Source organism: Chryseobacterium sp. TQ-BC-N36, from assembly GCF_058382295.1.
In genome coordinates, this window is the sequence record NZ_CM178175.1 from 2,062,159 (window position 1) to 2,086,110 (window position 23,952).

Genomic DNA, 23,952 nt, shown 5'->3' on the forward strand with positions numbered 1-23,952 from the left:
TATTTTATATTATGCACATCTTTTGTACTCTTCAACCAGGAAAATTAGAAGTGTTCAAAATAAATATATGTTTTGCAAAAGCCTTTGCTATACTTCTTAATAGACTATTTTATTTTTAAAAAGATTTTTAATGACAAAAATTCACTAAAATGTGAATGTTTTATTTTTTTTGTGAAAAAATAATAGTAAATTTGACTGAACGACAATCACATAACACCAATAATCGTATGAAAGCAAAATTTACACAATTGAGTATAGTACTTATTTCCGGATTCTCTATTGCACAAGTAGGGATTAATACAGCATTACCTAAAGCAACAATGGATATATCTGCTAAAAGAGATAATTCCGGACAGATTACAGACAATACACAAACTTTTGGATTGCAGGCCCCAAGACTTACCAGAGCCGAGTTAACAGTAAACACAGCTACCTATAATAGTGATCAGAGAGGAGCTTTAATTTATATTACAGATGTTACCGGTGGAGATAATGCGGGACAACGTGTAAATATAACTTCGATGGGCTACTATTATTTCGATGGAACGGTATGGCAAAAACTTTTAGAAGCTACCAATACCATCGCTCCTGCAATTAGTGCTTTACAATGCAACTCTGCTTATCTGAATCCTTCTACTTATACCGCTGGGACTCCTTTCAATGGTAACTTAAGAATTACCTATAGCCAGGGAAACGGAGGGCGATATAACTCAGGAGCTCCATTTACAGTAAATGGATTAACTTTCCAATTAAGGCCGGGGACTCTTGAGTTCGGAGATGGGGAATTGGTATTTTCTGTGACGGGAACTCCTACTAATGATAACAACATGCTCCTTCCTATGACCACCGCAGCAATTCCTTTCTTAACCGCAGCACAAAACTGTACGGCTACCGTGGGAAACAACAGTCATGCGGATATTACCCCTGTCGCTGTAATGGGTTATCCTTCCTTAACGACTGATGCTAACGGAAAGCAGGCTTACACCTTAGCGCTACCTACCCCGGATGGTAAATATTCGATTAGGGTTATATTTGATACCACAAGCGGAACAACTCCTGCAATCCCTAATGTTCAATTATATAATAATACCGGTTCTACAGTTAATCTATACTGGAATTATAATACTGAATATGGCGGATATATTGGTGCTGCTGTAACGACAAACAATATTACTTCAGGAGTATGGGGAGGTATGGGAGATGCATCAGCTACATGGTATCCACAAGGCACAGGAGCAGTGGGAAGTGCGTACTGGGGGAATGTAGGGATTATAGATGGATCCGGTGGGGGACCTGAACACAGGAGATATACCTGGATAGACAGCAATCCTTCTTCAAAAACAGCTTATACTGCAACCATTATGGTGGGAGCTCCTACTACAGGCAGTGCTCAGCCTAACCTTTCAAAAATATTTATAAAGCTGGAACAAGTGAAAGCTCAATAATGAGATGTATCTATACGAATACCTATATTGAACGCTTTTGAATATTTTTTTTATTCAATGATTTAATTCTGATAGCACAAACGAAAGAAGAGGCTGTATTGAAAGTTTTTATACTTTGAAACAGCTTCTTTCTTATTACTGAATTAAATCTTACAGGTTCTTATTCTTTGGATACAAACGTACATAAAAAAGGACAGAAACCATAGGTTACTATCCTTAATTAATTTAAAACCTTCAGAAAACAGATCTGCTATTTTATCGGGATTTTATTTGAATTATCTTTTAAATCAGCATAATTTATGGACTCTTCACATCCTTATTTCTCTTATCAATCAATTGTGTCGGAGGATGCCCGAACAATTTTCTAAATGCAAAAGAGAAATGAGAAAAATTCTCAAAGCCCAGATCAAGATAAATTTCAGAAGGCTTTTTACCTTTCTTATCGATAAGGTAATAAGCTTCTTCCAGTCGTTTCTGTACAAGCCAATGCTTGGGAGTTGCACAGAATATCTTTTCAAAATCACGTTTGAAAGCGGACAGACTTCTGCCAGTGAGATAAGCAAACCGCTGTAGACTCACATTGAATCTGTAATTACGGTTCATAAATTCCTCAAGATCTATTTTTTCAGGGTTAGTGAAGTCAAAAAAAACATTCGCAAGCTTCGGATTTACCTTCAGCAGTACCAATAAAAGTTCGGTCCGTTTAACATTTAAAAACTGTTCTTCTATGATCCCGTTTTCATTAAAATAAGGAATAATGGATTCCATAAAATTTTTGACCAGTTTATGTTTTGCCATCGGAATGATTGCATCAGTTGTTTTACTCCCTTCAGCACTGAATTTGTAAGTATCATTAAAGGTCTTTAAAAAATCCTGTTCAAATAAAATGAATATCTTTTTGAAGGCCTCATTGTCAGGCTTTTTGGTATATTTTGCAAGATGATTCCTTCTGCCTATTCCATAATCTCCGGAACTGATTTTATATTCCTTGTGTCCATCATAAACAAGCATAGCTCCTGAAACCAGATACATAAAGCAATGGTCCGGTATAAACTGCTCCGTATGAGGGGACGGAGTCATATAACAGGAAGCAATAGCTGATTCTTTCATAGGATAAATTTAATAAATATTGCTTTGTCAGATGCCTAATATAACTACTTTTCAATAAAAAACTAAGACCAGCCTCCTAATACAGCACCTCTTATAATATCTTTTACTTTTTAATTAACCCCAGCTGTAACATAGTTTCTGCCGTTGCCATAATCGCCTCTTCACTGGAACGGGGTGACCAGCGTAATAATTGTCTTGCTTTCTCGCCACTTGTTTCTGCATATTGACCAAGTAAAGTAGCCAGCATTCTTAATGATGGATTGAAAATAGCAGCTGCCCTTACGAACCAATTGGGCAGTTCTTTAGCGGGAGCCTTTGCTGCTGTTTCTCCTAAATTTTTCTTCAGTATCTGAGCTATATCAAGCATTGACAGTGCATTCCCTGTGGTAGCCAGAAATCTTTCACCGCTGGCTTCCGGATGTATCATGGCAAGCAGATGCAAATCAGCAACATCACGGACATCCACATAGCAGCAGTACACTTTCGGGCATGCTTTTATCTCACCTTCCAGCATTTTTTTCACCACCTGATTGGAATGGGAATAATCTGTTCCGAGTACGGGCCCCATTACAGCAACAGGATTGACCGTAGACAGTTCAAGTCCTCCCCCTTCACTTTTGATAAATTCCCATGCCGCTTTTTCAGCAATTGTTTTTGATTTTTGGTAGGGATGAAGATTTCCATTAAGATTAGACCAGTCTTTTTCCGTATATGGTGTTGTGCGGTTTTTATTTCCCATCCCTATCGCTCCATAGGCAGATGTTAATACAATCCGCTTCACACGGGCAGCTCTTGCCGCTTTCAGAATTCTTAATACACCTTCTTTTGCAGGGATGATCATTTCATCCTCATGTTTATAGTTAACAACAGGTGTTGGAGATGCTACATGCAGAACATAAGTACAGCCCTGCACTGCCTTATCCCAATTCTTATCTTTCGAAAGGTCAGCCTCAATAAAGGAGAGTTCTTCAAAAGAGCTGATGCCTCCTTTCCTCAGCATTTCCCTCACTTCATGCTGCCTGTTAAGAGTCCGAAGCGTTGTTCTGACCTTATAACCTTGCTCAAGTAACTTTATAATACAATGAACAGCGATGAAACCGGATCCGCCTGTTACCAGAACGGTTATCCCATTATTTGAATTTGTCATATTCTTTGAATTTATAATGCAAAGATCGCTGGAAAAGTCAGTAGCATGTTTTGCTGAAAAGTCCAAATTCATTGTGCTGGAAAGTTCATCACGAAAGGTATCCGCGATGTTTTTCTATCGCTGATTATGCACCCCGGTTAGCCACCAGTTCATTAAAAACATTTGTATTTTGATATTGTTATCTGGAAAATATTTTGTGCATGGTTATTTTTTTCTGTGTTCTTCAATCAGGTTTTAAACACTTAAGTTTTTCAGAACCAGACCTTTTAAGTAATAAAGCATCCCTAAGTTTTGTGAAAATCTTTGATTTTCATCTTATGTGAGCTTTTCTGCAGTATCATCTTAAACTTATTAAGTGAACTCAAGTATTTTAAAAATAAATCATCAGCAAATCAGTAACAGCCGGTATTCACCATCATTTTCCACAGGAGCTCTGTGTACACAGGGCAATACCTGCTGCTCAGGATGATCTACTGCAATTCGCCAGAGATGACCCGTCTCTAAATTGACCGGCTCTGCACCAGGCTTAGGCTGGTAATGAAGATCAAAGAAATAATCTTTCAGGAAATCTTCAAATTCTTCTTCAGGACCTCCGTGTAACTGTTTGAGCTGTTCACGTATTTCAGGAACTAAAATTTTCTGTTCAGCCTGATCATTGGGAATAATATCACTGGCTGCTCCGTGATACGTACAAAGGAAAGTATCTGTACCAATGGGTGAACGATCTACATGATAGGAATATACATCCGTTGATATAAAACCGAGTTCTTCATCCCGCTCATAACATTTAAGTAAATTAAGAACTGGAGAAGCTCCCAAATCGGTCAATAATTCCAAATCCTTTAAGATGGTTTCTCTTGCCAGATTTCCTTCATCTGATAATTGCAATGCCAGCAGATCTTTAGCGGAAACTACTGTAATATTATCTTTTAACTGAAGATTGGAGACAATTTCTTTGAAATCTCCGGCTAAATTTCTATGCCAGCAAATTGCATTCATGGTTCCATGAAATTGAGTATTTACAAGTTCAGAAAAAGAAGAGACCACATCAATTTGATGATGCCCGGAAAATGTATTGTTCATAATTTTGAGAAACCTTTCAGCGGCTTATTTTTTTACAAAAATACGGAATAGGTTATTTAAAATCTTGACTATAAAAAATTCTGATAGATTTTTAAATGGTTATTTTTATTTTAATATACTCTTTTTTTATTCGTATTGTATTTATTCCTAACTTCGAATTAATGATCCATCAGTCAATTAACCCCAAAAACAGCTATGCAGATTCTCCCTTCTCCCCGCTTAGCGCCTTATATAAAAAGTTACACCGTTATTACGATTGAAAAGGCCCTCAAAGATGAAGTATTTTACCCGAGCGGATATGTTGATCTGATCATTAACATTTCCGGAGGTTTTGCAGCAACTATCATCAATGGAAAGCAAAAGGACACCCCGGATATAGAACTGCTGGGACATCTTACCCTTCCCACACGGCTTACAGCTGCAAAGGGAACTTCGGTGCTTATCGCAAGGATTTATCCTTATGCCAGCACTTTATTTTTTTCTGATCCCCTATCAGAATTCACAAACTATGCTACTGATATGTATGACATTGCAAAAAGCGAAAGCAGAGATTTGTATGACCGCATAATGCAGGCTGAAAACCTCTCCTCCAAAATCAATATTTTAGAAATTTATTTTCTTCAGCAACTGAAAAAAAATGAATCCAGACTAAAGAAAGCAACAACAGTTCAAACCCTCAGCCAACAGCTTATCATGGACCATTATCAGCTGAATTTACCTGCTCTCGCAAAAAGTTCAGGATTATCAGAACGATATATCCAAAAGCTTTACCTTATGAACATAGGGATAAGTCCGTCAGCTTTTGCAGCCGTAATCCGGTTTAACAAAAGCCTGCAGAACGTGCTCAATACTTCGGAATCTCTTACAGCCATAGCTTATGAATGCGGGTATTACGATCAGGCCCATTTTATCAAAGAGTTTAAAAAGTTCACCGGCATTCCCCCTTCTGCAACCAGGCTGTCGCTGATCAAAAACGATACAGATCTCCAGCAGGCTCTCAATATTGGTTTTTAATTCGGTTTCACAGGATGATTACTGCTGAACATATCCCTGTGCATCTTCCAGCCGTCTTTTGTATTCTTCCAGATCACAATCACCTTTCCGTCATCCATTTTTTTACCTTCTAAATCTGTCATCTCATAATAACTTTCTTCAGTAACTGCCGTTTTTCCATCTCCATATAAATTCTGAATCGTGAACTTAACATGTACCTTTGGTCCGTTCTTAAAGAAACCAAGTATAGCTTCTCTTCCGCATACCGGTGCTGCATTGGGAGGAAACAGACAGGCATCGCTGGTATACCTGGTGAGGATTGATCCGTCATCTTTATTAGCCAGATCAGCATAAACTGCGTTACTGGCTTCAATAGTTTTTCTTACAGCGTTCACAGGGCCTTTAGCCTGAGCATTACACCAGAGTGTGAACATGAGTAATCCGCTTAGAATAAGTAATTTTTTCATTTTATTTTTTTTACAAAGCAAATCTTTCCTACAGGTAAAAAATTGTAAAATTGCGAACAAATATATACTCTGAACCGACAGACCGAGTCATAAAAAAACAGTATCCTCTTTCGGAGAACACTGCTTATATATAAAGTTAGTGATTTTCAGTTTTGAGTTTACTTCTTCAATATTTTCTCTGTTACTGTAGAAGATTTGGTTTTGAGTTTAATGTAAAATACTCCTGTCTGAAGAGAAGATACTACCACCTGCTCCTGCATCATATTCAGAGCTCCCTGTTGTACCAGCTGTCCTGTCGGTCCAAAAATTTCATAGGAAATCAAAGGCTCCTTACTCCGGATGCTAAGCACATCCTGAACCGGATTCGGATATAATTGTATTCCTGCCTGGACAGCCGTTTCCTCTACCGACATCTGACTGCATGCCGATTTGGAATATTTTGTAATAAAAGACTGGGACTTCCCTCCCGTTACATTGACTGTCATCGTATTGACATTATCATTGGATTCTGTAAACAGCTGGTCATGAAAAAGACCCCCTAAAACATAATTCCCGTTCTTGTCTACAGCAATCGCTGTAAATTCATCCTGAATCTGAAAGTTACTGTGAATCTCCCCGGTACCTATTACCATTCCTGTATCTTTATTAAAACGCACTAACAAAGGATCAGACAAATCCGAATTTGGACGTGTCATTGAAAAAGCTCCCCAAATTTCATTCCAGCTTCCTTTAGCAAATGCTAATTCATTCCCGTTAAGTGCAATTTTGCCTTTCATAAAGCGGTAAGCAGAAAAACTGGTAAGCCCGTCGGGAACCTTCGCCCATTGTACTATCCCATCAGCATTAAGCTTCATCACAAAAGGAGTTTGCCCCTGATATATTTGGACAGGAAAAGAGTAACTTCCGAAAGTTGTAGGAACCGTTCCTGAAAAATAACGTCCTGAAATATAAATATCTGAAGAACCTGCAGCTTTGATAACAGAATGAATTTCATCATCCATAAACCCAGGTAAGCTGTTATCAAATTCTTTTCTCCATAATTCTGCCCCGGTACTGCCATTAAACGCAAGCAGATAGGCATTTTTTGTAAACGGAACGTTATTGTATGAAAAGCTCTCCATATTACTGCTATAGTTTCCAACCATTCTTTTACCAGCCAGATAATACCTGTTTAAAGTTTCATCATACAGCAGATTCACTTTACCATCTGTTCCTCCCGCTGTTAATCCTCCTGTAATAGGAAGTAACAAAGGTGTTGCAGGTGTCATATTCCCATTGTCATAGTTAAATTTGACCAGATAATACTGCAACGATGTAGTGAATGTTGAAGGCACTGTAATCAAACCATTTAAATGAGTACCTGCTCTGAAACCCATAATAGCATGAATATTTTTGGATGAATCCATATACATCATCTGTACATCACAACGTCTGCTAAGATAACTGACATCTCCCTGTAAAGCCTTACTCCAATCCAGTGTTCCATCAGCCGTTTTATATTTAAGCAGATAACCTGCTTTATGTGCGGGTTCTACCGTCTGATCATAATAGGTATACAAAGGCAGTGTATGAGCAGCATCAAAATGCATAGGAACAGCAGTTGGATCTCCACTATATGAATTATTATAAAGAGTAGCCATTACATATAATCCACCATTATTATCCACTTCAATATGCCAGGCATTTTCTCCATCTTCTGACCCTCCGATAACGGTAGACCATAATGTATTACCCTGACAGTCTGTGGCAAACAAAATAAGATCACGAAGTCCATAATTAGGAACAGATACACCGTTCAAATTTTGATCACCATTCCATACACTTGCGAGATAATAGGTGTTGTTATTATTATCAACAACAATATCCCGGATAGATTCATCAAATTGGTAATTAAATCCCGGATCGGCAGAACCAGATTGTCCACCAGCCTGTTTTGCCCATTGCCATTGGTAAGTCTGACTAAAAGATAATACCGGCATCATAAGAAGCAATCCCCAGAGTTTGTTTTTTAATTGTATCATAAAAATCATTTAATTATAACATACTATAAAAAACAGTGCTCTCCGAAGAGAACACTGCTTTATAAGCTACTAATTTTTAATTAGTTTTCCTTGTAATGATGTATCTCCCGTTTGTACAATAACGATATAAACACCTTGCAGCCAGCTGGAAACTTCCACGTCCAGTTCTCCTGAAGCCGTTTTCAGTTCCTTACGGAATTTGATATTGCCCATAGCATCAAAAACTGTAATCTGTTTTGCCAGTAATTTTTCATCGCCCGTATTATACGAGATTTTCACTTTTTCCTTTGCAGGATTTGGGATCATTTTCAGAGAAGAAACTGAAGCTGAGCTTACACCTCTTCCTGCATTTTTCATCCCCATCCAGTCCGGATCTACTGCCTTAATGGTAAACTTACAGGTTTCGTTAGAGAATAATATCTCATCTGCTCCCTGGAAGCTTGAGTTTGGATAGAATGCCAAAGGATTTGCGTTCATGTCATACATTCCTCCTGCCGGAATTGTAATAATAGATGGAACATAGATTCCGAATCCATTAACACTTGATACCGTAAGACTTATCGGCTGGGTTCCTGTGTTGTAAATAAAACCATAAACAGCATAATGATCTCCAACCCACTTCATTCCTTTAATTTCTCCTTTGATCTTACAGTCTTCGGATCCACATTCTTTACCCGGATAGTAATTCATAGTTCCGGATGTGTACTGGCATCCTAAATGGTTAACCTGTAACTGGTAAGTTCCTGCATTAATGATGTACAGCGGAAAGATGAAGTCATTGTTTCCGCTCTGGATATTGTTTCCGAACAGCTGCCAGTCATGGTGGTCAAATACTCCTTTAGGCCCTAAGATATAGTTATTCTCTCTGATACATTCGTCATAGCATCCTGTAGGGAATACCCACATCAGGCTTTCAAGACTTAATGGCACTTCTACATAATTAGATACTTTACAACCGCTTGGCGCTGTATAAATAACCTGGTACGCACCACCTTCATTTACGGTGATTGTCTGGCCTGACATTCCATTGCTCCAGTTATAATCTCCTGAAGATGGTCCTGATGCAGTTAACTGAATTTTGTAAGGCTGGCAACTCACCAAACTATACGTTGCAGTAATAGATGATGGCGGATTACTTACTGTAAGGGTAAAGTTTTTAGAACTTATGCACCCTGATGTTCCTGGAGTTCTTACCTCCAGTGTATAAACATAGGTTCCTGCCGTTAATGCTCCTGTATTATAAGTGATAGGATAAGGAGCAGAAGTCCATGGAACAACCACTGAACCGGCTTTTTTCCATTGGTATTCTAATGTATTGTCAGTTACAAGACCACTGAGTGTTGCAGAAGATCCTGCACAGATATTCGCTTTACCTGAGATATTTACATAGGGAACATTTTTAACTGTCACTGTTGCTGCTTTAGTACTCATGATGCTTGTTCTACAACCATCAGATGATACCAGTACCGGCCAGTAAGTTCCCGACTGAGTAGGTGTGAACGTCATTGAATTTGGTGCTCCCGGCACTGGCTGGGAACCGTTCATCCAGATATACTGGCTGGCCGTTCCTACTGAACCATTAAATACAAGTGTAGGAACAGATCCTGCACAGGCAACTACGTTAACAGGTGAGATATTACCATCAATGAAAGCTTCATTCACGCTAATGTTTGCAATTGGTGAAGTATACACACATCCGTTAGGGGTCGTGATTTTTAGCTGTACTGTTTTGGCACCACTTGTATTATACGTAACCGTAGCGCCTGCTCCGGTAGCTACATACGCTGTACCATCAAAAAGCCATGTGTATGTATTAGCCGGGGTGTATCCTGGCGCAGTAAATGTAATAGGTTCACGCACACATATCCATGCCGGAACCAGGAAGCTGGTACTAGGAACCGGAGCTAATGTGATGGTCTGTGTAGTGGTACACACTGGTTTCCCTGGCGCAGACATTGTCATTGTGAAGGTATAAGTACCTGGCGCCAGATTATTATATGTAGCCGTCTGACCTGTCTGAGTTGGCTGTCCGGGACTGGTGAATGTGTAGGTAACAGATGCCGGATTGATCTCAAATATTGTAGAAGTGTTGAAAAGAGTCACATTATACCCGTTTCCATTACACACTGTACTGATATTGAATTTAGGCTCATAATTTTTTCTTACTTCTACGGCTTTGCTGTACCAGCATGCACCGTATCTCAAACGTACAAAAACAATATGTGCCCCTGCAAGACCAGTCTGGTAAGTAGCTGTAGGCTGTCCCTGAGGAGAAGTTAAAGTAAGAACATTGTCTGATGACCATTGAATCTCATCAGGAGTTCCGTTATAGGTTAAACCTGAAACAGAAATCGTATTACAACCTGACCACGAAGCAGCAAAACTGATCTGAGGATCTGCTGTACATGTCCCGCTGCTTGGGCATAACTGAGCCACATTAACGTCCTGTGAATAAACCACACACCCATTAACATCTATAGCCCGTACTTTATAGGTTCCAAAAGCACCTGCTCCAGCTATCGTGTAAGAGTTGGTAGTAGCACCTGGTATAGATGTATTATCTTTAAACCACTGCCATGAAGTAATATTGGTAAGCCCGGTAGAACTGTTTGCCGTAAGGGTATATGGTGTCATAGTTGCAGGATCACATACCAGGATATTATATACCGGAGAAATTGTTATAATGGTTTCAGGATATATCGTAAAGTTTGCGCTTGCAGTAGGCTTATAGTTACATCCGTTAGTTCCTTCATATGTTACAGTAACCGTTTGGGAAACATTGCTTCCTGAATTGTTCTGGATATATCCGTTATTTGGGAAGCTGTAAACTCCGGCCGGGTTAAAGGTTGCAGGAAACTGAGTTCCATTAGCAAAAGTGAATATCACATTTGTTGCTGAAGTGATTGTTCCCTGATTCACGGTGAAAGAAAGGTTTGAGCCTAAACAGACTCCTCCAATATTAGTAAAGCTTACTACCGGAAGCGGTATTAAAGATACCGGCATGCTGATAATTTTCGTTACTCCACATTTTACCACTCTTAAGTTCAGCATGGTGTTGCTTGTTGAAGAAATTTCGTTGAAGTTTACCGTAATATTAGCGGTGCCCTGACCTCCTATAACACTTCCAAAGTTGGCACTTCCGAATGTCCATTCCATAAAGTCGGGAACAATACCGTTCAGATTGGCACTGAAAGTCTGGGTACTGCTCGGACAGAAAGGTCCTGAATTAGGTGTGATCGTAATCGTGTTAAGATCCAGCGCCGTAACATTGAATGAAATAGGAGCCGAAAGGCAACCTGCATTACTGATTGATTTGTTCTGCGCTGAAACGGTGTATGATGAAGCGCCAGAGTTAAAGATCACTGTTACAGAAGAACCGGCATTACTGCCCTGAATTGTTCCGTTCGTAACACTCCAAACCGGTATCATTCCTGCATCTACAGAACTGATGGTATATACATAAGGTTTTCCCGGACACACTTTTGTTTCTCCATAGATTGTTCCGGAAGGTGACTGTGGAATTGGGAGTACCTTAATGATTCTTGAATTACTCTCGCAGCCTCCCCCTTGTTTGGTAGCTGTAATGGTATAAGTACCTGCTGTTGCAAAGTTGTAGGTAAATGTACCTGTTGTTGGTGGAGATGTATAAGTAGATCCTCCTGTCGTTACTTTCCAGATAACAGGTACGTTTGGTGTAGCTGTAAATGCCTGGCTTGTTCCTGCACAGATCTCATCTGTTCCTCCGCTTATCACCACAGGTGCTTCCACTACGATATCGATAGAGGCACTCCCCCCACATTTTAATAAGGTATTCAGATAATTAGCCGTAAGATGATATGTCCCCGGTTGCGTAGCTGAAAAAACAATTTCATTTCTCTGCTGGGTATTGACCAGCATACCTCCTGCAGGACCTGATACATTCCATTGAACACTGGTTGTAGGCCATTGAGGAATTGAATAAGTATACTGTTTTCCTGCACATATTACTGCCTGGCCATTAACTTTCGCATTTTTTAGCACTACAGGAATTTTAATAGTAGTCCACTCAGGGCAGCCGCATTCAGACCGATACATCACGTAACCGAAGCCATCAAGCGGATCTACCTGATCCCACTTCACTTCAATTTCGTTACCATTATTGCTGACAATTGAGCCTCCGATAACTTTCCATTCTCCTTTACAGTTATCCTGCACATTGTATTTTTCCAAACTGTTTTCACATACTACAGAAGCACAGTTGATCTGTACAGGATCCGTTTTTATTACCTTGATCTCTTTTTTATATTTGCTCTGGCAGCCGCACTTGTTCGTTACCGTCAGCTGAACAACATAATTACCGGGATTGGTATACGTATGGGAAGGTTCAAAAGCTGTGGATGTGGAAGTAGCTCCATCTCCAAACTCCCAGAAATAATTGATAATATCCGATCCTCCGTTTTGATCAGAAAGATTATCAAAATAGACCGTTGTATTTTTACATACGGTATAATCCAGATTTAACAATTCAAATTTGGCGATGGGCCTGTTGATCTTTTCAATACAGATCGTCTGGGTTTCAATAGTTCCGTCACTGTAGGTGATAACTGCCTGTAAAGAACCGCTGCCTGCCGCTCCCCAAATAACGTTCGCAACCGTATTTCCTGGTCCGGAAATGGCTGCAGTTCCTCCGGAAACAGTCCACTGTACATTGGAAACATTTGATCCCTGAATCTCATATTTAACAGGAGTGACTGATTTCTCACAGACACGGAGGCATTGGGATGAGTTGATGTAAGAACTGGCGATCCCATTATCAGGGACCTGACCTTCTTTTTCGCCACGGAATTCCTGGCATCCGACCTGTTCAGTCCATGTAATTCGAGCTTGTGCCTGCAGTACCCATGGTACCAAAAGCCAACATAGTAGTAGCCACCTGAAGATGTACTGCCTACCAAAATAGGTGTTGTTTTTCATAGTTATTAAAAAAGTGTTATTAATTTTTTGTCAAATTAATAAAAAAAATAATATAAAAATCATTTTATAGTGAAAAAATAACATTATTTCACTACTGAATTTCAACAATATAAAGAAATTCATAAGTATATGCTATTTCACAAACCTATTAATCATGCAGGAAAAGTCAGCATTCTCGCGGGTTCTTGAGTATAAATAAAATAAAATTCTACATTTATACCATATTAAAAATAAAATAATAACTAAAATATAAATTAATGTTATTTTTTTATAGTTAAAATAAATTAATACTTAAATCATTACACATACAAAACATGCAATTCATATCAATTCCCTATCCTTTAATTTTGCCATGAACTTACTCTCCACATATAGATCTGTATAACCATATTTATTACCTTAAATAATACTGATCACCGAAGGCATATACAGGATAGAATTGCCGGCACGATTAAAATATTTTATCTTTGTTTCTCGAGGCTTATCATAAATATATATTTGAAGATCTTCCCTATGAAAAACAACAGCTTTTTATTTTCTGCAAAAGGAATTTGCACCGCGGCTTTTTTATCCTTAAACACCATTGTTTATGCTCAGAAAGCAGCAGATATTTCAACCATATCAGAGAAAACTTTAAATACCATTCTTGAGAAAAACAGAGCATATTATACCCAGGGAAAAGTAGCTGATTATATTCCTGAACTGGGAAAAATGGATGCTAAAGCCATTGCTTTCTCAGTGGTGGATAAGAACGGAAAGGTATTCAATACTGGTGATGTAAGCAAGAAATTCACAATGCAGAGTATTTCTAAAATCATTTCACTGATGGTTGCAGTTAACGAAAAAGGAGAAACCCATATTTTTGATAAAATGGGGTACTACGGTTCAGACAAACCTTTTAATCATTTTTCAAATCTTGAAACCACAGGAAAACCGCTCAATCCAATGATGAATGCAGGAGCTATTCTTACCACTTCATTAATATCAGGAGATGGTGAAAAACCTTTCCTTAAAATACTGGACATGGTGAGGTACATTACCAAAAATCCTTCAATAGAGTATAACAAATCCGTTTATGAATCCGAAAAATCAACGGGACATCGCAACCGTGGCATGTTTTACATCATGAAAAACAGTGGTCTTATTTCAGGAAACGAAGACCAGCTGGACAATTATTTCAAACAGTGTTCTATTGAACTTACCGCGGAAGACCTTGCAAAAATCGGGTATTTCTTTGCCAATCAGTGTGTAAGATTTGACGGAGATTCTACATATAAAAATGCTGACATGGCCAAACTGATAGAATCACAGATGCTGACTGCCGGAATGTATGAGTTCAGCGGAGAATATTCCAGAATGGTAGGTCTGCCAAGTAAATCCGGTGTCGGAGGAGGAATTACGGTAAGTGTTCCCGGAAAAATAGGAATCGGGGTGTTCAGCCCTGCCTTAGATCAGCATGGAAATTCGCTGGCAGGTTACCACATGATTTTAGATCTGGCCAAACAGTACGGATTAAGTATTTTTTAAAGATTAAAGCACATAAAGTATCATAGAGGGCTCCAAAACAAAATATTTTGGAGCCCCTTGCATAAAGGCTTAATGATGATCTCTTCTCTTTATTAAAAATGTATTTATTTTATCTGCAAGACCAACAAGTACATGCCCTTTTTCCGAATCAATATAAGATTCAAAATCAGGAAGTAATCTTTCAAGTCTTTCTTTTATCTGTTGAGAATCCCGGATCACATCATCTGCTCCTCCTATAAAGAAGACAGGCATGGTGATATTTTTCAATTCTTCATCAGAAAAAATATATTCCTTATCCATCCTTGCATTAACAGAAGACTGCATGAGATTCATAAAGTCCAGAATCGGCTGATCTATTTTCTGTGAACCCATAATCAGTTTATTGATTTTTCTCTTCCCGGCATTCCCGAGAAAAGAAAAGAGTATCGCTTTCAAAACAAAACTGCGCTTCGTTTTTACAATTCCTCCCGGAGAAAGAAGAATGAGCTGGCTGACCTTTTCAGGATATCTGGCTGCAAACTTTATTGCAAGCCATCCGCCTTGAGACAATCCCACCAAAGATGCTTCTGCTATTTTCAGCTGTTGGAAAATCTCATTCAGCCAGTCACTGTAATGATCCCCTTTGTAAGGAAGTCTGTTTTGCTCACTTTTACCTGGTTCCCCAATAATATCAATAACATATACTTTGTATTCTTTGCCGTACAAAACAAGATCTTTTATCCAGGACGCAGCATTAGAATTAGCCCCATGAAGTAATATAAGTTTAGGATGATCTTCATTTCCATAACTCAGAACATGGGTTTCTCCAAAATTTGTTGGGACCATTTGCTGACGGATATTTCCTTTAAAATTTGCCAGCACAGTATCATACTGCTCCAATACCTTTTCTCTGTGAGCATCTGATTTGAAAATTGTTGTCTGTTTCATATATATACCTGTTTTCATTTGTAGTATTTTTTTAAATCCAAAACAAATTTCTGTATGATACCCCCAAAAAGTCAGATCTCCGGAATCTGAATGCAGTTATTCAAGATCAACCAGAAACCGGTCAATTTCAAAAAAGGCAGGTTTACACGAATGAGTAATGGATGGATAATATTGAAACTCATTCTTGATCACCATCATTGATCAATATCAGAAAATGAGCTTCATATTATAAAGTACAGGCATATATCAATCATAATTTCATCAGATATCAAATTATGATTTAGTTTGTAACAGTGCAAAAATACAAAAGTTTTTACAAAACACTGGTATTATCATAAATTGTAAATGCAGGACAGATGTTTTTCGAAATCCCCAAAGAGGTTATACGCCAATATAACTCATTAACAAACAGATTATTTACTCTAAAAAATAAAAAAAATACTGATATGAGATATTTACTTTTTTTTATGAATTTCGAAAAGATATATTAATTATTCTTAAAAATACCTATATGTTTATTTATCAAAAAGATATGAAAAATTCACAAATAATTTAAATTAAATCACAATATATTGATTAATTTTATTTATATTCGCATTATCGTTTTATCAGATTGATAAAGACTATTCTAGCATTTCTGAACATTATTCACTGTATATTATCTTTTTGTAATATATCAAAAACAAATCTCTCTTTTTTGAAATATTTTATTTTTTATTACTATATTTGCTTAACATTTCTTTAACTATAATTATTTATAGTTATGGCTAATAAGATTGTATCGACCTGTTTCTAAGAATAATAAAACAATAAATATACTTTAATAAAATTTGAACAATTGAATTTTTTATATTAAAAAATCATTATCAAATTTCATTTATGATTGAATATATATTATATTTTTATTATTTTTATTCACCATAACAAGAAATCTGCAGTTAAAACTATCTGAATTGATATTTTGTTATGATATATTACCAACTATTCAATACCGTAAATGCTATGAAAAACTTGAGTAAAATCAGGCTAATGCCCTTTGAAAAGCCGGACATTAAACTTACATCTAATAAGTTATTGAAGAATAACAAATTATTGATGAGTTATCACAAAACGATACATTTCGTTAACGATTTAACAAAAACCAATTTTATTATATCATAATGAAAAGCATGGGGTCTTATTACCGAAAGGCCCAGCACTTTGTTATGAATCTCTTGCCATCATTCAATAATTATCACGCCATGAAAAACTTAACCATTATTGGACTAACGCCATTCGAAAAACCTGACGTTAACCTTATGCTTAAACTACATCAGGCGGGTGCATTTCCCGTCCTGAGTCTAGGTGACGAGCTGACAACTGCCCAGGAAGCGTTACATCAACTTGATCAGATAGACGTACCATCCTATGGTATTTATTTTTCTAACAACAATTTCACTACCCTGCAAATTCCTGAAAAAGTCAGGTTTGCGATTCTTCCATGCGGAATTTCCGGGCCTTCTCATCTGCCTGCTGTTTATCAGGTAAGCAATGTGGAAGAAGCCAGACAGGCTGAACAATCCGGAGCAGAAGGAATTATTATTAAGGGGAATGAAGCTGGCGGATGGGTAGGTTATGAATCCACGTTTGTATTATTTCAGCGTGTGATCAAAGAAATACAGAGTATTCCGGTGTGGGTACAGGGAGGAATAGGTCTCCATACTGCCGCCGCATCTAAAGCATTAGGTGCTACAGGAGTAGTACTGGACAGCCAGCTGGCTTTGTTCCCTGAAAGCTCAGTTCCCCAGGAACTGAAGGATGTATGCTCAAAACTGAATGGTACAGAAACTAAGATAATCGCCAACCATCGGGTGCTGGTAAGACCAAACTCTCCTTTGTTGCCAGAAAATGTTACCGCTGAAGATCTGAAACAGTACTTTAAAGGACTGAACCTGAGTACATGCTACATTCCTATGGGACAGGATATTTCACTTGCAACAGACCTGTATGAAGACTTCAGGACGCTGAAAAAAATGATTTTCGGATTCAAAGAAGCCATGTATGGACATTTGAAGCAGGCAAAGGCACTGAAGGTAATTGATAAAGGTAATCCGATGGCTCAGGAACTGGGTTTAGATTATCCTATCGCCCAAGGTCCTATGACCCGCGTAAGTGATGTTCCTTTATTTGCCAATGCAGTTGCTGATGCCGGAGCTTTACCATTTGTCGCTTTATCCTTATTGAAAGGAGAGTCTGCAAAGTCTCTGGTAATGGATACCAAAAAGCTGGCTGGGGAGAAAACCTGGGGAGTGGGAATTTTAGGTTTTGCACCACAGGAATTAAGAGATGAACAGACTTCCTACATATTAGAAGCGAAACCGCCTGTAGTTTTGATTGCAGGAGGAAGACCCGCCCAGGCCAAAATATTTGAAAAAGCAGGAATAAAATCATTCCTACACGTTCCGTCCCCTGCCCTTCTGGATATTTTCCTGAAAGAAGGCGCTAAAAACTTCATTTTTGAAGGACGCGAATGTGGAGGTCACGTAGGCCCTCTGTCCAGTATGGTTCTTTGGGAAAAACAGATCGAACGTATCTTGAAAGAAGACCATCCTGAAAATATCAGTGTCTTTTTTGCAGGAGGAATTCATAACGCATTTTCAACCGCTTTTGTATCCATTATGGCCGCACCTTTAGCCGCAAGAGGTGTAAAAGTAGGTGTACTGATGGGAACAGCCTATCTCTACACCCATGAAGCGGTAGAGACCGGAGCTATTCAGGAAGAATTCCAGTCGCAGGCTATGCAGGCGAAAGATACAGTCCTTCTGGAAACAGCTCCCGGACATGAGACACGCTGCCTGAATACGGCATTTGCACATCATTTCAATACTGAAAAAGCAAAGCTTTTAGCTGCAGGAATGGATAAAAAAGAGGTATGGGAACAGCTTGAAAAATTAAACGTAGGCCGTTTACGTATTGCTGCTAAAGGTATAGAGCGTCAGGGTGATAAACTTGTCAATATCCCTAAAGACGACCAGCTGGATCTAGGAATGTATATGATCGGCCAGGTGGCTACCATGCACAACCGTGTAATTTCACTGGCAGCTCTTCACCAAAACATTACAGATAATTACGAATATATTCAGAATGCAGCATTACCGGAAAAGCCGGTTTCTAAAGAAAAACCGCTGGATATTGCAATTGTAGGGATGGAATGTATCTTCCCCGGTGCTAAAAACCTTGATGAATACTGGAGAAATATCATTTTAGGAAAAGACAGTGTTACCGAAGTACCGGATGAAAGATGGAATAAAGAACTGTATTATCACCCGGATTCTGACGGTCCGGATGTATCCCATTCAAAATGGGGAGGCTTCATTCCTAAAATCGATTTTGATCCATTGGCATTTGGAATTCCGCCACAATCATTGGCAGCCATTGAACCTACACAATTACTGACCTTATTGGTAGCAAAACGTGCCATGGAAGATGCCGGATATGGTGAAAAACACATCAACAGAGAAAACATTTCTGTCATTATAGGAGCTGAAGGGGGAAATGATCTTGCCAACAGCTATAGTTTCAGAGGATATTATAAGCAGGTTTTCGGAGAAATTCACGAAGAAGTAAAAGAAGCATTTCCGCACACCACAGAAGATTCTTTCCCAGGTATCCTGGCGAATGTAATCGCGGGTAGAATTACAAACCGACTGGATCTGGGAGGCAGAAACTTCACCGTAGATGCAGCCTGTGCCTCTTCACTAGCCGCTATTGATCTTGCCTGCCAGGAACTTGTCTTAGGAAAATCCGATATGGTTCTTGCAGGAGGAGCAGATTTACACAACGGCATCAACGATTACCTGATGTTCTCCAGTACCCATGCGCTTTCCAGAAAAGGAAGATGTGCTACGTTCGACAGTGATGCAGACGGCATCGCTCTTGGAGAAGGAATTGCTATCCTTGTCCTGAAACGATATGAAGATGCTATCAATGATGGTGACCGTATCTATTCTGTAATTAAAGGAGTAGGCGGATCCAGTGACGGCAAAGCTCTGGGATTGACTGCCCCTAGAAAAATAGGCCAGGTAAGGGCATTAGAACGTGCTTACACCCAGGCAGGCATCAGCCCTGCTTCCGTAGGGTTAGTGGAAGCTCACGGTACCGGAACTGCCGTGGGAGATAAAACAGAATTGAGTGCCCTGACAAATCTGTTCAGCCGTTCAGGGGCGCTACCTGGGCAAACCCATCTAGGTTCAGTGAAAACACAGATCGGACATACGAAATGCGCCGCCGGATTAGCAGGATTAATCAAAGCTTCCCTTGCGGTATATCATGGTGTAAAACCACCTACCCTTCATCTTCAGCAGCCTAATGCCTATTACAATGCTGGAACCAGCCCATTTGCATTCCATTCAGAAAGTGGATTATGGTCAGAAAAAAACCGTTATGCAGGAATCAGTGCTTTTGGATTTGGGGGAACCAACTTTCATACGGTCATTGCCAACCATCCTAAACAGGATAATTCAATTGCCATGCAGTCATGGCCTTCAGAATTATTTGTTTTCCGTGGAGACACTTATGAAGAGGCAAAAGAACAGTCCGGTCAGATTAAAACTTTATTAGAAATTAATGATGGTATTCCGTTACAGGATATTGCGTACAGCTTAAGCATCAGTTCAGAAAAGCCTATCCAGTTCAGCATCGTAGCAGATACAGTGGAAGATCTGATGATGAAGCTTGAGCTGGTATTGCTAGGGATTGAGACAAAAGACACCTTTACTGTAAATAAAAAAGAAGGTAAAGTCGCATTTACATTTCCTGGACAGGGCAGTCAGAGAATTAATATGGCCCGTGACCTGTTTGTAGTTTTCCCTGCCATGCGTAAACTTCTTGATGAATACCCTGATCTTGAAAAAGTAATTTTTCCTTCTAAAACCTTTAACGAAGCTGATTTAAAGCAACAGAAAGAAACGATCAGAGATACCCGTTTGGCTCAGCCGCTTTTAGGAATTGTTGATCTTGCATTGGCTAAATTCCTTGAATCATTAGGCATTATCCCGGATATGCTGGCAGGTCATAGCTATGGTGAATTACCGGCTTTATGTTTTGCAGGAGTATTCGGAGAAGACAAGCTGGTGGATTTAAGTGTTAAGAGAGCTCAGTCTATTTTAGATTCAGTAGAAGGCGGAGACCCTGGTTCAATGCTGGCTGCAAGTGCTACTCCGGAACGTCTTCAGCCTGTTATTGCTAAAGTAGAAGGATGTTATCCGGTGAACTTCAACGCTCCTACACAATGTGTTATTGCCGGAAGTACGGAAGCCATCAATAAACTGCTTGAGATGCTTAAACAGGAGGGTATTTCTGCTAAAAAACTGGAAGTTGCCTGTGCATTCCACAGTCCTTTATTGGCAAAATCCAAGGAACTATATGCTGAAGTGTTGAAAGATATTCCTTTCGGGGAAATGCAGATACCTGTATGGTCTAATACTACAGCACAGGTATATCCAGAGAATCCATATGAAATAAAAGAAAGACTTACCGATCATCTGGTACAGCCTGTAAGATTTGTAGAACAGCTGCAGGCCATGTATAATGACGGTGCAAGAATATTCATCGAGGTAGGACCAGGAAAAGTACTTACCGGACTGACCAAATCCTGCCTGGAAAAAGATCAGCTGACCCTATATGTTGAAGACAACAGCCACAATAAATTCAGTCATCTGCTTTGCATGCTGGCACAATATTTAGGAACGGGCAGAAGCTTTAATATTGACAAACTGTTTGATGGCAGAAACGTGAAGGTTATTGATCTTAATCAACCTGAACTTTATAAGAAAAGCCCTGCTATCTGGCGTGTTAACGGGCAAACTGCCCACCCAACTACTGGTAATCTGCCATCTAATGGTGCACCACCACTCATAAACCCTATTCCCATGAACAATTTTACTACAACTCATCAGGCACCAGCAGCCGAAGCACAATCTACTGCCGAACGTATGCTGCAGGAATATTTAAACAGTATGAAATTAATGATACAGGCGCAGCGTGATGTAATGCTTTCCTTTATGGGACAGAACCCTCAGGCATTCCCCGCTCCTGTCTATAATTCTCCGGTACCCGCTCCTGCCCATCAGCCCGTATCTGCTATTCCGGTTCAGCCTGTTCAACAGGAAAAACCAGCAGTTGCCTCAATACAACAGGCACCATCAAGAGATATCAAATCCTTATTACTACAGGTGGTAAGTGACAAAACCGGATATCCTCAGGAAATGCTGGGTATGGAAATGGATCTTGAAGCCGATTTAAGCATCGATTCTATTAAAAGAGTAGAAATTATCGGAACACTTCGCAATGAACTGGGGACGCTGGGTAACGGAAATACCAGTGAAGATACTGTTATGGAACAGCTTGCAGGAATAAAGACCTTAAGCGGACTGGTTTCATGGCTTACAGAATTTTCAGGAACAGAAACATCTGCTACTCCTGAAAAAAAAGGATCTGCGACTGAATCAACAGTTTCAAAATCACAATCTCAACCGGCATTCTCTCTGGAAGATCTTCAAAATGCCATTCTGAATATTGTAAGTGAAAAAACAGGATATCCAAAAGAAATGTTAGGTCTTGATCTTGACCTGGAAGCAGATTTAAGTATAGACTCCATCAAACGTATGGAAATCATCGGTGATCTTAAAACCAAGATCGGATTTGGTCAAAACCTTGAACAGGCCGATGATGTCATGGAAAAACTGGCTGCTATTAAAACCCTTCGAGGTCTGGCGAGCTGGATCAGTGAGATGAATGGTGAAACCAACGATGCAGCTCAGAAAGTGAAAGAAAAAAATACTACAGAACCAACTCAAAACATACTTTCACGTCTCCGTTTTGACATCACTCCTACAGATGCTTCTTTAGTACAGAATACAGAAGTATTGAATGGAAAACGTTTTGCCATCACTCAGGATGACAGCAAACAAACTTCTGCAATCAAAGAAGCTTTGGAGAAACACGGAGCTATCGTAGAATTGGCAGATACAGAAAGAGATCTTTCCGATATTGACGGATTAATTATGCTGGATCTGTTCTCAGCAACTGATAAACCGAGCATTATTGATCATGTAGATCTGATCAAAAAACTGGATTTTGATAGGGCGAAATGGGTATACCTGATCTCAGACATTCCGGCACACCTTCAGGAAATTACAGATACAAGCATATTACGTCATCATCAGGGATATCCTGGACTTTTCAAAAGTTTGGCAAGAGAATTTGATAATACAACTTGTAGATTAATCAGCCTGAACACCCCTCAGGAAGTAGACCAGATTGCTGAGATTACTTTAAAGGAAATCCTTACCAACGATAAACCTGTTGAAATCATTTATAAAAATGACCAACGACATAAAGTAGATATCATTCCCTCTCCATTATCAACAAGTCTGAATGAAGCTCATATCCAGTTAGATCAGAAATCTGTAGTCCTGGTACTGGGAGGTGCACAGGGAATTACTGCCGAACTGGTGAAACATATGTCTCAGGCTTATCCTTGTACTTACATTCTGGTAGGTAGATCCGCTGATCCCAGAAATGAACTTTCTGCGAAAGACTTTGAAGGCATGAAAACCAAAGAAGAAATCAGAGGCTTCCTGATCAAGTCAGGTCAATTTACATCCCCTGCAGAAATAGAAAAAGAAACGACGAAGATTTTCAAAAATAACCAGATCCTACGCACAATACGCGATATGGAAGAACTTGGAAATACGATTATTTATCAATCACTGGATCTTTGTGACGAAGAAGGCTTGAGTCATCTGATCAGTCATATCTATGAAAAATACAACCGTCTTGACGGAGTCATTCATGGAGCCGGTCTTTTAGAAGATAAATTATTCAAGCAAAAGACAACAAGCTCTTTTGGACGTGTATTTGATACCAAAGTGAAACCACTTCGTGTATTGGCAGAACAGCTTCGTTCAGACTGTCAGTTTGTGGTATTGTTCTCAAGTATTGCTTCCGTGTATGGTAACAAAGGCCAGACAGATTATGCTGCCGCCAACAGTGTACTGGATGATTATGCCAATGCTTTAAACAAAAGATTAAAGGGGAAAGTAATTTCCATCAACTGGGGACCATGGAAAGGTGCCGGAATGGTTTCGTCCACCCTTGAATCAGAATACGAACGAAGAGGTATTTCTATGATTCCGTTGGATGAGGGAAAAGAAATATTCCTTAACGAGATCAAATACGGAACGGAAAGCCAGGTGCTGATCATGTCAGGAAATAATTGGTAAAACACTGTATAAACA

At 39.2% G+C, this 23,952-nt stretch carries 11 protein-coding genes; 4 read left to right on the forward strand and 7 right to left on the reverse strand.

Translation table 11 applies throughout. From position 1 onward, the window contains the following. The first annotated feature begins 248 nt into the window (after window positions 1-248). Window positions 249-1,445 carry a phage tail-like protein gene (locus tag AC3FI7_RS09215; protein ID WP_142723352.1) on the forward strand — a complete coding sequence of 399 codons (1,197 nt, stop codon included), beginning with the start codon at window positions 249-251 and terminating at the stop codon, window positions 1,443-1,445. Window positions 1,446-1,742: 297 nt separating this feature from the next. On the opposite strand, the gene AC3FI7_RS09220 is transcribed toward AC3FI7_RS09215, so the two are convergent. The 3 genes from AC3FI7_RS09220 to AC3FI7_RS09230 form a co-directional block, all read right to left on the reverse strand. Then, window positions 1,743-2,555: a helix-turn-helix domain-containing protein gene (locus AC3FI7_RS09220; RefSeq protein ID WP_343659127.1), complete on the reverse strand. Its 813-nt coding sequence runs from the start codon at window positions 2,553-2,555 to the stop codon at window positions 1,743-1,745. A gap of 103 nt (window positions 2,556-2,658) precedes the next feature. Beyond that, window positions 2,659-3,702 (reverse strand): SDR family oxidoreductase, encoded by a 1,044-nt coding sequence (locus AC3FI7_RS09225; RefSeq protein ID WP_343659128.1) that lies wholly within the window; start codon window positions 3,700-3,702, stop codon window positions 2,659-2,661. Window positions 3,703-4,086: 384 nt separating this feature from the next. Further along, window positions 4,087-4,785, reverse strand: coding sequence for a DUF1826 domain-containing protein (locus tag AC3FI7_RS09230; protein ID WP_491461899.1), 699 nt, complete (start codon window positions 4,783-4,785; stop codon window positions 4,087-4,089). A 195-nt stretch (window positions 4,786-4,980) separates the two neighbouring features. Between AC3FI7_RS09230 and AC3FI7_RS09235 the strand changes: the two genes are divergently transcribed. Next, window positions 4,981-5,799 (forward strand): helix-turn-helix domain-containing protein, encoded by an 819-nt coding sequence (locus tag AC3FI7_RS09235; protein WP_343659132.1) that lies wholly within the window; start codon window positions 4,981-4,983, stop codon window positions 5,797-5,799. Here the strand turns inward: AC3FI7_RS09235 and AC3FI7_RS09240 are convergent. From AC3FI7_RS09240 to AC3FI7_RS09250, 3 genes are all read right to left on the reverse strand, one after another. Continuing rightward, a complete protein-coding gene (locus AC3FI7_RS09240; RefSeq protein WP_343659133.1) occupies window positions 5,796-6,245 on the reverse strand; it encodes a YybH family protein in 450 nt (149 codons plus the stop codon). The genes AC3FI7_RS09235 and AC3FI7_RS09240 overlap by 4 nt on opposite strands. 158 nt (window positions 6,246-6,403) lie before the next feature. After that, a complete protein-coding gene (locus tag AC3FI7_RS09245; RefSeq protein WP_343659135.1) occupies window positions 6,404-8,266 on the reverse strand; it encodes a T9SS type A sorting domain-containing protein in 1,863 nt (620 codons plus the stop codon). Window positions 8,267-8,335: 69 nt separating this feature from the next. After that, entirely contained in the window at window positions 8,336-13,219 is a 4,884-nt protein-coding gene (locus AC3FI7_RS09250) for a PKD domain-containing protein (RefSeq protein ID WP_491461900.1), read from the reverse strand. Between the two features lie 513 nt (window positions 13,220-13,732). Between AC3FI7_RS09250 and glsA the strand changes: the two genes are divergently transcribed. Next, entirely contained in the window at window positions 13,733-14,746 is a 1,014-nt protein-coding gene (gene glsA / locus AC3FI7_RS09255; RefSeq protein WP_142723344.1) for a glutaminase A, read from the forward strand. Between the two features lie 69 nt (window positions 14,747-14,815). Here glsA and AC3FI7_RS09260 read toward each other — a convergent pair whose 3' ends face one another. Further along, window positions 14,816-15,691, reverse strand: coding sequence for an alpha/beta fold hydrolase (locus AC3FI7_RS09260; RefSeq protein WP_491461901.1), 876 nt, complete (start codon window positions 15,689-15,691; stop codon window positions 14,816-14,818). Between the two features lie 1,223 nt (window positions 15,692-16,914). Between AC3FI7_RS09260 and AC3FI7_RS09265 the strand changes: the two genes are divergently transcribed. Further along, on the forward strand, window positions 16,915-23,937 hold the full coding sequence (locus AC3FI7_RS09265) for an SDR family NAD(P)-dependent oxidoreductase (RefSeq protein WP_491461902.1): 7,023 nt from the start codon (window positions 16,915-16,917) through the stop codon (window positions 23,935-23,937). The last annotated feature ends 15 nt before the right edge of the window (window positions 23,938-23,952 follow it).